Source organism: Pseudomonas marginalis (assembly GCF_008692035.1).
Classification (GTDB): domain Bacteria; phylum Pseudomonadota; class Gammaproteobacteria; order Pseudomonadales; family Pseudomonadaceae; genus Aquipseudomonas; species Aquipseudomonas marginalis.
In genome coordinates, this window is sequence record NZ_VTFG01000001.1 from 2,228,634 (window position 1) to 2,241,142 (window position 12,509).

11 protein-coding genes are annotated in these 12,509 nt (G+C 64.1%); 6 read left to right on the forward strand and 5 right to left on the reverse strand.

Annotated elements, in window-relative coordinates; all coding sequences use genetic code 11:
• The first annotated feature begins 102 nt into the window (after positions 1–102).
• The 3 genes from FX984_RS10400 (at position 103) to FX984_RS10405 (ending at position 3,945) form a co-directional block, all read left to right on the forward strand.
• Positions 103–1,392, forward strand: a complete 1,290-nt coding sequence (locus tag FX984_RS10400; RefSeq protein ID WP_027603907.1) for a M18 family aminopeptidase — start codon at positions 103–105, stop codon at positions 1,390–1,392.
• Between the two features lie 158 nt (positions 1,393–1,550).
• Positions 1,551–1,727, forward strand: a complete 177-nt coding sequence (locus FX984_RS32460) for a hypothetical protein (RefSeq protein ID WP_016970148.1) — start codon at positions 1,551–1,553, stop codon at positions 1,725–1,727.
• 52 nt (positions 1,728–1,779) lie between these two features.
• Positions 1,780–3,945, forward strand: a complete 2,166-nt coding sequence (locus FX984_RS10405; protein WP_146476706.1) for a mechanosensitive ion channel family protein — start codon at positions 1,780–1,782, stop codon at positions 3,943–3,945.
• A 281-nt stretch (positions 3,946–4,226) separates the two neighbouring features.
• Here FX984_RS10405 and FX984_RS10410 read toward each other — a convergent pair whose 3' ends face one another.
• The 5 genes from FX984_RS10410 to FX984_RS10430 form a co-directional block, all read right to left on the reverse strand.
• Positions 4,227–4,448, reverse strand: coding sequence for an MbtH family protein (locus tag FX984_RS10410; protein ID WP_027603905.1), 222 nt, complete (start codon positions 4,446–4,448; stop codon positions 4,227–4,229).
• Positions 4,449–4,530: 82 nt separating this feature from the next.
• Positions 4,531–5,925, reverse strand: coding sequence for an aspartate aminotransferase family protein (locus FX984_RS10415; protein ID WP_146476707.1), 1,395 nt, complete (start codon positions 5,923–5,925; stop codon positions 4,531–4,533).
• 149 nt (positions 5,926–6,074) lie between these two features.
• The gene (locus tag FX984_RS10420; RefSeq protein WP_146476708.1) at positions 6,075–6,842 is read right to left on the reverse strand and encodes an N-acetylmuramoyl-L-alanine amidase; all 768 of its coding nucleotides are present in this window, start codon (positions 6,840–6,842) and stop codon (positions 6,075–6,077) included.
• A gap of 123 nt (positions 6,843–6,965) precedes the next feature.
• Positions 6,966–8,288, reverse strand: a complete 1,323-nt coding sequence (locus tag FX984_RS10425; protein ID WP_027603902.1) for an ATP-binding protein — start codon at positions 8,286–8,288, stop codon at positions 6,966–6,968.
• Positions 8,285–8,965: a response regulator gene (locus FX984_RS10430; protein ID WP_027603901.1), complete on the reverse strand. Its 681-nt coding sequence runs from the start codon at positions 8,963–8,965 to the stop codon at positions 8,285–8,287. Before FX984_RS10430 ends, FX984_RS10425 begins: the two co-directional genes overlap by 4 nt.
• A gap of 176 nt (positions 8,966–9,141) precedes the next feature.
• On the opposite strand from FX984_RS10430, the gene dsbD reads away from it, so the two are divergent.
• The 3 genes from dsbD to dsbG are packed head-to-tail and all read left to right on the forward strand — an operon-like array spanning position 9,142 to position 12,457.
• Positions 9,142–10,869, forward strand: a complete 1,728-nt coding sequence (gene dsbD, locus FX984_RS10435; RefSeq protein ID WP_027603900.1) for a protein-disulfide reductase DsbD — start codon at positions 9,142–9,144, stop codon at positions 10,867–10,869.
• Entirely contained in the window at positions 10,869–11,720 is an 852-nt protein-coding gene (locus tag FX984_RS10440) for a TlpA disulfide reductase family protein (protein WP_065927226.1), read from the forward strand. The genes dsbD and FX984_RS10440 overlap by 1 nt, the downstream gene beginning before the upstream one ends.
• On the forward strand, positions 11,696–12,457 hold the full coding sequence (gene dsbG / locus FX984_RS10445; RefSeq protein WP_092355146.1) for a thiol:disulfide interchange protein DsbG: 762 nt from the start codon (positions 11,696–11,698) through the stop codon (positions 12,455–12,457). The genes FX984_RS10440 and dsbG overlap by 25 nt, the downstream gene beginning before the upstream one ends.
• Positions 12,458–12,509: the final 52 nt, after the last annotated feature.

The following is a 12,509-nucleotide window of genomic DNA, read 5'->3' on the forward strand; positions in this document are numbered from 1 at the left end:
TACATGTGGGAGGGGCGGTGCGACTTGCCCCCTCCCACATTTGTTCTGTGCACTTCTCGCCCTCGAACGGTAAACTCCGCGCATTGCTGTCTGGAGCTATTTATGCGCGAAGCGTTGAATCAAGGCCTGATCGACTTCCTCAAGGCCTCCCCTACTCCTTTTCATGCCACCGCCGCCCTGGCCCAGCGCCTGGAAGCGGCCGGTTTCCAGCGCCTCGACGAGCGCGAGACCTGGGCCACCGAAGCCAACGGTCGCTATTACGTGACCCGCAACGATTCCTCGATCATCGCCTTCAAGCTCGGCCGCCATTCGCCGTTGCAAGGTGGGATTCGCCTGGTCGGCGCCCATACCGACAGCCCGTGCCTGCGGGTCAAGCCCCAGCCTGAGCTGCAACGCCAGGGCTTCTGGCAACTCGGCGTGGAAGTCTACGGCGGCGCGCTGCTGGCGCCGTGGTTCGACCGCGACCTGTCCCTGGCCGGCCGCGTCACCTTCCGCCGTGACGGCAAGGTCGAAAGCCAGCTGATCGACTTCAAGCTGCCCATCGCTATCATCCCCAACCTGGCCATTCACCTGAACCGTGAAGCCAACCAGGGCTGGGCGATCAATGCCCAGACCGAATTGCCGCCGATCCTCGCGCAATTTGCCGGTGATGAACGCGTGGACTTCCGTGCCGTGCTCACCGAGCAGTTGGCACGGGAGCATGGACTGAACGCCGATGTGGTACTCGACTACGAGTTGAGCTTCTACGACACCCAGAGCGCCGCCGTCATCGGCCTGAACGGCGACTTCATCGCCGGCGCACGCCTCGACAACCTGCTGTCGTGCTACGCCGGCCTGCAAGCCTTGCTCACCAGCGAGAGCGACGAAACCTGCGTGCTGGTGTGCAACGACCACGAGGAAGTCGGTTCCTGCTCGGCCTGCGGTGCCGACGGCCCGATGCTGGAACAGACCCTGCGTCGCCTGTTGCCTGAAGGTGATGAATTCGTACGCACCATTCAGAAATCCCTGCTGGTGTCGGCCGACAATGCCCACGGCGTACACCCCAACTACGCCGATAAGCACGACGCCAACCACGGCCCCAAGCTCAATGCCGGCCCGGTGATCAAGGTCAACAGCAACCAGCGCTACGCCACCAACAGCGAAACCGCCGGGTTCTTCCGTCACCTGTGCATGGCCCAGGAAGTGCCGGTGCAGAGCTTCGTGGTGCGCAGCGACATGGGCTGCGGCTCGACCATCGGCCCGATCACCGCCAGCCACCTGGGTGTGCGTACGGTGGATATCGGTTTGCCGACGTTTGCCATGCACTCCATTCGTGAACTGTGCGGCAGCCATGACCTGGCGCATCTGGTGAAGGTGTTGGGCGCGTTCTACGCCAGCCACGACCTGCCCTAAGACCAGGACTGGATGTCGTCAACATGTGGGAGGGGCGGTGCGACGATTCGCACTTGCCCCCCACATTTGGTTTACGTCCACCTGATCTGCATCACCTGCATTTCCTGCAATCCGACCTAGACTTGTCAGTATTCCCACTCCGACAAGGCCGTCGCCCCATGATCTCCATGTCCTCCTTCCACGCCATGCTTATCCCTATCCTGATCGGCATGATCATGCTCGCCGTCGGCTTCAACTTCCGCGACAAGCCCCTCGGCGTGTTCGGCATGTGGGTCGGCATGCTGCTGATCCTGGGCACCGTGGTGTACAAGATCCTCGCCAAACTGGCCGAATGACGCTTGCACTCGTACACTCGCTCAACCCGTCGTTTCCAAGGTTGACCGCCTCGTGCTTTCCCGTCTGTTTGCCCTGCCCTGCTGTTTCCTGATCGCCCTGCTCACGCTGCTGCCGCTCTCGTCCGCCCAAGCGGTGGGCCTGCCCGGGCTGCTCGGCACCACCAAGGCCCAACCCCAGGCCGACGTGCCGTTGGGGCAGTCGCTGGACGAGGTGATCAAGACCCTGGAAAACGACCAGCAACGCACCCAGTTGCTGAGCGACTTGAAGAAGCTGCGCGCCGCTACCCAGAAGGCCCAGCCCGCCGCCGAGCAAGGCGTGCTCGGGCTGATCGGCAGTACGCTGTCGGGCCTGGAGCAGCAGTTCTCCGGCGCCGACAGCCCGCTGGGGCGCTGGTCGAATGAAATCGACCTGGCCAAGGACGAACTCAGCGCCCTGATGCTGCCGGCCAGCGAATGGCTGCCGATCATTTTCGGCTTTGCAGTGATTCTCGCGGTATGGAGCCTGCTGGCAGCCGCGTTGATCTGGCTGAGCCACCGGGTACGCGAGCGCTTCGGCCTGCCCGAGGAGTTGCCGCAACACCCGCGTACCTGGGACATGCTGCGCTTCGCCCTGCGCAAGCTGGGGCCCTGGCTGATCGCGCTGGTGATCACGGTTTACCTGAGCTACGCCCTGCCCTCGTCCCTGGGCAAATCCCTGGCGATGGTGCTGGCGTATGCGCTGGTGGTCGGCACCTGTTTCTCGGCGATCTGCGTGATTGCCTTCTCCCTGCTCGACGGCCCGCACCGCCACCGCGCGCTGTATATCCTGCGCCACCAGGCGTTCCGCCCGCTGTGGTGGATCGGCAGCTTTGCCGCCTTCGGTGAAGCCTTGAGCGACCCGCGGCTGGTGGCTGCGCTCGGCCAGCACCTGGCCCACACCGCAGCGACCGTCGCCAATGTGATGGCCGCGCTGTCCACCGGCGTGTTCATCCTGCGTTTCCGACGGCCGATCGCCCACCTGATCCGCAACCAGCCCCTGTCGCGCCGCCTGACCCGCCGCGCCCTCAGCGACACCATCGAGATCGTCGGCACCTTCTGGTACATCCCCGCCTTGCTGTTGGTGGGCATCTCGCTGTTCGCCACCTTCGTCTCCGCCGGCGACACCAGCACCGCCCTGCGCCAGTCGCTGTTGTGCACGGTGTTGCTGGTGTTGTGCATGGTGATCAACGGCCTGGTGCGGCGCCACGCACTCAAGCCGCAACGGGGGCACAAGCGCCATGCGCTGTACTCCGAACGCCTGAAAAGCTTCGTCTACACCCTCGCCCACCTGGTGGTGTGGCTGGTGTTTATCGAACTCGGGCTGCGGGTCTGGGGCCTGTCGCTGATCCGCTTTACCGAAGGCGACGGCCATGAAATCAGCGTCAAGCTGTTCGGCCTGGGCGGCACGCTGCTATTTGCCTGGTTGATCTGGATCCTCAGCGACACCGCCATCCATCACGCCCTCACCCGCTCGCGCAAAGGCCTGGCCAATGCCCGCGCGCAGACCATGATGCCGCTGATCCGCAACGTGCTGTTCGTGACCATCTTCATCATCGCCGCCATCGTCGCCCTGGCGAACATGGGCATGAACGTCACGCCACTGCTGGCCGGTGCCGGTGTGATCGGCCTGGCCATCGGTTTTGGTGCGCAGTCACTGGTGGCCGACTTGATCACCGGCCTGTTCATCATCATCGAAGACTCCCTGGCCATCGATGACTACGTGGACGTCGGCGGCCACCTCGGCACCGTCGAAGGCCTGACCATCCGTACCGTGCGCCTGCGCGACATTGACGGCATCGTGCACACCATCCCGTTCAGCGAGATCAAGAGCATCAAGAACTACTCGCGGGAGTTCGGCTATGCGATCTTCCGGGTGGCGATCCCGTACAACATGGAAATCGACGATGCGATCAAGCTGATGCGCGATGTCGGCCAGAAAATGCGCAACGATCCGCTGCAACGCCGCAATATCTGGTCGCCGCTGGAGATCCAGGGGGTGGAAAGCTTCGAGTCAGGCAGTGCGATCCTGCGCGCGCGCTTCAAGACGGCGCCGATCAAGCAGTGGGAAGTGTCGCGGGCGTTCAACCTGTCGCTGAAGCGGCATCTGGATGAAGCCGGTCTGGACCTGGCCACGCCGCGCTTGAGTGTGCAGGTGGTGACGGGGGCTGCGGGGGGGTTGGAGAAGGACAAGAACGCGTAAGGTCAGGGCGAATGTGATGAGCTTGTTGTGGTTTGTGGTGAACTTATTGTGGTGAGCGGGCTTGTTGTGGTGAGCGGGCTTGCCCCGCGCTGGGCTGCGAAGCAGCCCCACTCTAGAAGCACTCGGTGTATCAGACATAACTCAGCGGCTGGTTTTGGGGCTGCTGCGCAGCCCAGCGCGGGGCAAGCCCGCTCACCACAACAAGCCCGCTTGCCACAAAAAGCCTGCTTGCCACAACAGGCCCGCCCACCATAACAGGCCGGCCTACTGAAGGTTTTGCGTCAGGCCAGCGTTGCGCCGTCCATCTTCTGGCGCAGGCTCAACGGACGCATATCGGTCCAGGTTTCTTCGATGTAGGCCAGGCACTCTTTCTTCAGGCCGCTCTTGCCCACGGTGCGCCAGCCTTCCGGCACGGCCTTGTAGTCGGGCCAGATGGAATACTGTTCTTCATGGTTGACCACTACCTGAAACAGGATGTCGTCGCGGTCAAATACTGAGGTCATTGCTGTTCTCCATCGCTCAAAGGCTGGCTGCGCACCATGCGCAGCGCTGATATCTGTAGAAACGTACCAACACGCCAAAAAATTAGAGGCTGGCGACGGCTGCCGCCAGGGCGCGCCCGAAGATCTCGGCCACGCGGTCGATCTCGGCAGCGGTGATCACCAGGGGCGGCAGGAAGCGCACTACGCTGCCATGCCGGCCGCCCAGCTCGAGGATCAGGCCACGCTTGAGGCATTCGCGCTGTACCAGCGGCGCCAGCTGGCGATGCACCGGCGGGTGGCCCTGGATATCCAGGGTGCCGTCCGGGTCCACCAGTTCCACACCGAGCATCAGCCCGCGCCCGCGAATATCCCCCAGGTGCGGGTAGTCACGCTGCAGGATGCGCAGGTGTTCGCCGAGGCGCTCGCCCATGGCGGTCGCATGGCCGGCCAGGTCGTGCTCCTTGAGGTAGCGCATCACCGCCGAACCGGCCGCCATGGCCATCTGATTGCCACGGAATGTCCCGGCATGGGCGCCCGGCAGCCAGGTGTCGAGCCAGTCGCGATACACCACCACCGCCAACGGCAGGCTGCCGCCGATGGCCTTGGACATCACCACCACATCCGGAATGATGCCGGCGTGCTCGAAGGCAAACATCTTGCCGGTACGGCCGAAACCGCTCTGAATCTCATCGACAATCAACGCCACGCCGGCCTGTTCGGTGATACGCCGCAGGCCGCGCAGCCAGTCGAGATCGGCCGGGATCACCCCGCCCTCGCCCTGCACCACTTCGACAATCACCGCCGCCGGCAGCAACACCCCGGCTTCAGGATCGTTGAGCAGGTTTTCCAGGTAATGCAGGTTGACCCGCACGCCTTCTGCGCCGCCGAGACCGAACGGGCAACGGTAGTCGTAAGGGAATGGCAAAAACTGCACGCCATTGCCGAGCAAGGCACCCAAGGGTTTTTTCGGCCCCAGGCTGCCCATCAGGCTCAACGCGCCCTGGCTCATGCCGTGATAACCGCCCTGGAACGACAGCACCGTGCTGCGCCCCGTGGCAGTGCGCACCAATTTCAACGCCGCTTCCACGGCATCGGTACCGGTGGGGCCGCAGAACTGGATCTTGGCTTCCCGCGCCAACTCCGCCGGCAGCAGGCCGAACAGGTCCTGCACGAACTGGTCCTTGACCGGCGTGGTCAGGTCCAGGGTGTGCAACGGCAGTTCGTCGCTCAGCACTTGCTGGATGGCCTGGATCACCACCGGGTGGTTGTGACCCAACGCCAGGGTGCCGGCGCCGGCCAGGCAGTCGATGAAACTGCGACCCTCCACGTCTTCCACGTAGATCCCCTTGGCGCGCTTGAGCGCCAGGGGAATGCGCCGTGGGTAACTGCGGGCGTTGGATTCCTGCTGGCGCTGGCGGGCCAGCAGCGGGCTTTCGTCGAACTGATAAAGCGTTTCATGCACCTGGGTATCTTCGATACGGCTGGTAGCGACTGACATCTCTCGATCCCTCAATACGCGGATGATGGTGACCAAACTGCCGATCCGTTGGCGTCTGGCCCAAGGGCATGCGCACGGATTTCCTGTTCTGGAGACGCACCAGCGAGAAAAGGATTTAGGGGGCAGTGATGGTTGACTGATGGATGAGATCAAAGTCCGCGGTATTTTTCGTTCAAGGCATACAGGATCGCGCAGGTCTCGGCATCCAACACACCACCATAATCCCGCGCCCGAAAGTGCATCTGAAACGCCCGGGTGCGCTGCTCGAACGCCTGGCGATTCTGCGCCGGCTTATAGCCATAGCGCTGAAATGCCCGCTCCACCTCCACTTCAGGCGGCAGCCCGACACAAAACCGGCGCTGGTACATGGCCCGCGTCGACTCGTCGAACCACGCCCCGACTCCCGCCTCGAACAAACCGCGCCACGGCAGGCGCGGTCCCGGATCGCTCTTGCGCCAGTACGCCACGTCCGAATGCCCAAGAATGTCGGCCGGTCCGATCTGCGGGTAACGCCCAAGGATGTCGCGAAGCAATGCGATCAACACCGCCACCTGCTCCTGGCCGTACGCGGGAAAGGTGAATATGCCGCCGTCATCCCGGGCCAGGTTGACGATTTCGATGCCGATCGCCCGACTGTTGAGGTTATCGCGCCCACCCCAGTGGCTCGCCCCGGCATGCCAGGCGCGCTGGTTTTCGTGCACCAGGCGAAACACGCGCAACTCGTCATACCCGGCGGCGCGGTAGCCGGGCTCATGGGGATCCGGCAGCAGGTAATGCGCGCTGACCCCGTTACGGGTGAGGGTGCGCAAGGAGGAGGCGAACGGGGCCGCGGTGTAATGCAGGATCACCTGCCGCACGGGTTCGCCGTGACGTTCGTTGAAATCCCTGGCGGGGAAACTGGTATCGATGACCAACATAAGAACCGTCCTTTTCAATACAGGCCGAGTCTTTCGGCCCGTTCAAGCGCAAAAAAATTACCGCCATCCTGAAGGCTTGCACCTCAAGCGGGCGGTAACTATTTGGCACGTGAAAGAACGCGGTCAGCGCCGCAACGGCATGCCCAGGTCAACGCGCAGGCCATCCACCTGGCTGTCGAACTTCAATGAGCAGGAACAGCGCTGCACGATCGCCTGCACGATCGCCAGGCCCAGGCCACAGCCCTCGCTGTTGCCATTGCGCCAGAAGCGTTGGGTGAGGTATTGCAGGTCTTCGGGGGAGATCTGCTTGCCGTGGTCGCGCACGCGGAAGATCACGTGGTCGGCGGCGGTAAACACGCTGAGCTCCACCCGTGTGTCTGCGGGTGTGTGGCGCAGGGCGTTGTCCAGCAGGTTGCGCAGGGCGGCGACTGCCAGGCCCACCGGCATGTCCACCGGGGTTTCGCTGAGGTTATCCGCCAGGTTCAGGTCGATACGCCCATTATCGCCGGCATTCGCATCCTGGATCGCCAGCCGTGCGACTTCCTCGGCGCTGGACTGCACGCCATCGTCGAATGACAGGCTGCCTTCCACCCGCGCCAACAGCAGCAATTGCTCCAGGGTGCGATGCAAGCGGTCGGCGCCCTCCTCGGCATGGGCCAGGGACTGGTCGCGGGCCGCGCCTTCGGTCATGCGCGCCACTTGCAGGTGGGTCTTGATCGCCGTCAGCGGGCTGCGCAGCTCGTGGGCGGCGTCGCCGGTGAGGCGGCGTTCGCGCTCGATGGTCTTGGCGATGCGTTGCAGCAGTTGGTTCTGGGTGTCGAGCAGCGGCTTGAGCTCGCTGGGCAGCGGGTGGATCTGCAACGGCTCGAGGGAATCGGCACTGCGGCGCATCAGCGCGTCACGCATGCGGTTGAGCGGCAGCAGGCTCTGGCCGATGCCCAGCCACAACAGGCACAGGCAACCGAGCATCGCCACGCCCACCGGCACCGAGGCGGCGAGCAGGATCGACAGGTTCAGCGCCTCGCGCTCCACCTGGCGGTCGGCGGTGGTGATCAACAGGTCGCCACGGGACAGGGTAAAACTGCGCCAGCCCACGCCATCGATGACCTGGTCACGAAAGCCGCTCTTGCGCGACTCCAGGCCCTCATCCGGCGTGGTATGGCTGCGGGCGAGGATTTCCCCGCGCAAGGAGCTGACCTGGCACGCCATGCCCCCCGGCACATTCAGTTGCTCGGCGCTGAAATGCGCGCCGCCGCTGACACTGGCCAGGCCCGGCATCTGCTCGGTCAGGCCCGCCACCATGCGCGCCGACGCCACCAGGCGCTGGTCGAGGGAGAACATCATCTGGTTGCGCAGGTCGTTGAGCATCCAGGCCGCCGCCAGGGCCCAGATCAGCACAAACGCGGCGCCGAGCTTGAACGTCAGGCGCAGGCGCAGGCTTTTCACGAAACGTTCTCGCCATCGTCTGCCGGGCCGAGGCGATAACCCAGGCCGCGTACGGTCTCGACGATGCCATTGCCCAACTTGCGCCGCAGGTGATGGATATGCACGTTGAGGGCGTTGCTTTCCAGTTCATCGTTGAAGCCGTAGACGCTGTCCTTGAGTTGCTCGCTGGACAGCACCCGGCCTTTGTTGTGCAGCAGCGCCTGCAAGAGCGCCTGTTCACGTCGGGACAGGTCCACCGGCTGGCCGCCCAACAGGGTTTCGCGGCTGCTCGGGTCGTAGGTCAGTCGGCCGTGCTCGATCAGGTTGACGCTGCGCCCCGCCATCCGGCGCAGCAGGGTTTGCAGGCGTGCGGCCAATTCGCGCAGGTCGAAGGGTTTGAGCAGGTAGTCATCGGCACCGGCTTGCAGGCCGTCGACACGGTTGGTCACCGAATCCCGCGCGGTGAGGATCAGCACCGGAATCTCCAGGCCCTGGCTGCGCAGCTGTTGCAGCAGCTTGAGGCCGTCTTCGTCGGGCAGGCCGAGGTCAAGCACCATGATGTCGAAGGTCGCCGCCTTGAGCATCGCGCGCGCAGCGGCGGCCGTGGCCACGCGCTCGACTGTAAAGCCCTGGGCTCCGAGGCCGGCCACGATGCCGCTGGCGATCAGTTCGTCGTCTTCACAGACCAGTACGTGCATGCTGAACCCTTCATGAAAGATGGGGGGATTAAAAGTGCAGCGGATTAAGCACAGATTATGCCGTGAAAAGATGCAAGCTCAGATAATCCCTACACTTTAGAATAGCGCCCGGTTAATCATCGGTTAATCAACGCCACACATTGTGTGCCTCACTTGCATCGAACTAAGGCTTGACCATGCGGCATCTGTTTACCTTTCTGCTGGTGTTATTCGCGGGGTTCGCCCAGGCCGCGCCGGGCAATCCGTTTGAGACCAAACCTGATTTCCTCCCGGTGGGCAAGGCTTTCACCTTTACCTCCGAACGTCTTGAAAGTGGCGAGACCCAGCTGTATTGGCAGATTGCCGACGGTTATTACCTGTACAAGCAGCGCATGAAGTTCGATGGCCTGGCCGAAAAGCCCGTGTTGCCACAAGGCGAAGCCCATAGCGACGAGTTCTTTGGCGAGCAGGAAGTGTATCGCCAGGGCCTGGAGGTGAAGATTCCCGCCGGTGTCACCGGCCAGGTCAAGCTCGGCTGGCAGGGCTGCGCCGATGCGGGGCTGTGCTATCCGCCGCAGTCGATCAGCGTAGACCTTGGCGGCAACCCCGCCGTTGCAGCCACCGCCGAAGCCCAGGACCAGAGCCTGGCCAGTGGCCTGCAACAACGCAGCCTGGGCTGGAGCCTGCTGGTGTTCTTCGGCCTGGGCCTGCTGCTGGCGTTTGCCCCGTGTTCGTTGCCGATGCTGCCGATCCTCGCCGGCCTGGTGGTGGGCAGTGGCGCCAGCCCGCGTCGCGGCTTTGCCCTGGCCGGCAGCTACGTGGTGTGCATGGCGCTGGTGTACGCGGCGCTCGGCGTGCTCGCCGCCCTGCTCGGCGCCAACCTCGCCGCGCTGTTGCAAACCCCGTGGATCCTCGGCAGCTTCGCCGCCTTGTTCGTGATCCTCGCCCTGCCGATGTTCGGCTTCTTCGAACTGCAACTGCCCGTGGCCTTGCGCGATCGCCTGGATAACGTCAGCCGCAACCAGAGCGGCGGCAGCCTGGTCGGCGCCGGGGTGCTCGGCGCGCTGTCCGGCCTGCTGGTGGGGCCGTGCATGACCGCGCCCCTGGCCGGTGCATTGCTGTACATCGCCCAGAGCGGCAATGCCCTGCATGGCGGCCTGATCCTGTTCGCCATGGGCATCGGCATTGGCGTGCCGTTGCTGTTGCTGGTGACCGTGGGCAACCGTTTCCTGCCCAAGCCGGGCACCTGGATGAATGTGCTCAAGGGCATCTTCGGCTTCCTGTTCCTGGCCACCGCCGTGCTGATGATTCGCCCGGTGATCGACGAAAGCCTGTGGCTCGGCCTGTGGGGCGTGCTGGCCATGTCCATGGCCTACTGCGGCTGGCGCCTGGCCCAGGATTTCGGGCGGGTCGCCATGCTGTTCGGCGCCGGTTCCGTGGTCGTGGGGGTGTGGGGCGGCCTGCTGCTGGTGGGTGCTGCGGGTGGCAGCGATGACCTGTGGCAACCGTTGAAGGTCTACAGCGGCTCGCGGTCCACTGCCGCACCCAGCGCCCACGAAGCCTTCATGACTATCAATGACCCCGCTGTGCTGCAAGGCCAGCTCGACAGCGCCAAGGCCCAGGGCCAATGGGTGCTGGTGGACTACTACGCCGACTGGTGCGTGTCGTGCAAGATCATGGAAAAACAGGTGTTCGGCAAACCCGAAGTGCTCGATGCGCTGAAGGACGTACGTCTGCTGCGCCTTGACGTCACCGCCGACAATGCCGCCAGCCGCGCACTGCTGGGCCGCTACAAGGTACCGGGGCCGCCCAGCTTCGTGTGGATCGGCCCTGACGGTGAGGAACGCCGCGCCCAGCGCATCACCGGCGAAGTGGATGCCGCCGCCTTCCTGCAACGCTGGACTCACGCCCGGGACGCCCTCTGATGCTGACCCTGACCATCGGCACCTTCGCCATCGCCCTGAATCACATCCTGCTGATCAGCGCGTTGATTCTCGCCACCCTGGTGGGTTGGCGCGTGGCCAAGCGTGGCGGTGAAAATCCGGAATCGGTGCTGTTCAGCCTGTTCCTGCTGGGCATGCTGGCGGCCCGCGTCAGCTTCGTGCTGATGTACTGGAGTTACTACAGCAACGACTGGCTGCAGATGGTCGACCTGCGCGACGGCGGTTTTCTCGCCTGGCCCGGTATCGTCGCCCTGATCCTCGGTGCACTGCTCTATGGCTGGCGTCGCCCGGCGCTGCGCAAGCCCCTGAGCGCCGGGGTCATCACCGGGCTGGTGTTCTGGGGCATGACCAGCCTGTCCTTGAGCGTGTATGAAAAAGGCACACGCCTGCCGGACATCACCTTGCGCAACGCCAATGGCGAAGTGGTGCAACTGGCCGATTACCAGGGCGGTCCGCTGGTGATCAACCTGTGGGCCACCTGGTGCCCGCCGTGCCGCCGCGAAATGCCGGTGCTGGAAAACGCCCAGCGCATGCGCCCCGACGTGACCTTCCTGTTCGTCAACCAGGCCGAAAGCATGCAAAGCGTCAGCACCTTCCTCGCCACCCAGGGCCTGACCCTCGACAACGTGCTGTTCGACGCCAGCGGCCGCCTCGGCCAGGCCGTGGGCTCCATGGCCCTGCCCACCACGCTGTTCTACCAAGCCGACGGGCGCCTGATCAACAGCCACCTGGGCGAGTTGTCCCAGGCCAGCCTGGCCCGTGCCATGGAACCCTTCGACACCGCCCCTGCCGCCACAAGGAAACCGACATGCCTCGCCTCCGCCACCTGCTGACCCTGCTGCCGCTGACGCTGGCGGCCTCCCTGGCCCAGGCCGAAAACTGGCCGGCACCGATCAAACAGATCGAAGCCAAAGGCGCCAAAATCCTCGGCAAGTTCGACGCCCCCAGCGGCCTCACCGGCTACGCCGCGCAATACCAGAACCGCGGCATGGCGCTGTACCTGACCGCCGACGGCAAGAGCGTGATCGCCGGCAACCTGTACGACGCCCAGGGCAATGACCTGAGCAGCGCGCCCCTGGAAAAACTGGTGTACGCGCCGATGGCCAAGGAAGTCTGGGCCAAAATGGAAAAAAGCAGCTGGATCCAGGACGGCGACAAAAACGCCCCGCGCATCGTCTACCTGTTCAGCGACCCCAACTGCCCGTACTGCAACATGTTCTGGGAACAGGCGCGGCCATGGGTAAAAGCCGGCAAGGTGCAGTTGCGCCACATCATGGTCGGCATCATCCGCGAAGACAGCGCCGCCAAGTCGGCCGCCCTGTTCGCCGCCAAGGACCCGCAAAAGGCCCTGGAAGAACACGAAGCCGCCGGCAAGGGCAGCAAATTGCAGGCGCTGGCCAAGATCCCGGCGGACATCGAAGCCAAGCTCGATGCCAATATGAAGTTGATGGATGAGCTGGAACTGTCGGCGACGCCGGCGATTTTCTACCTGGATGACAAGGGCGGCTTGCAGCAACAGCAAGGGGCGCCGTCGCCGGAGAAGTTGGCGAAGATTATGGGGCCGAAGTAAGCGGCGCCTGGTCTGACGCCATCGGGGGCAAGCCCCGATGGCGTCCTGACAG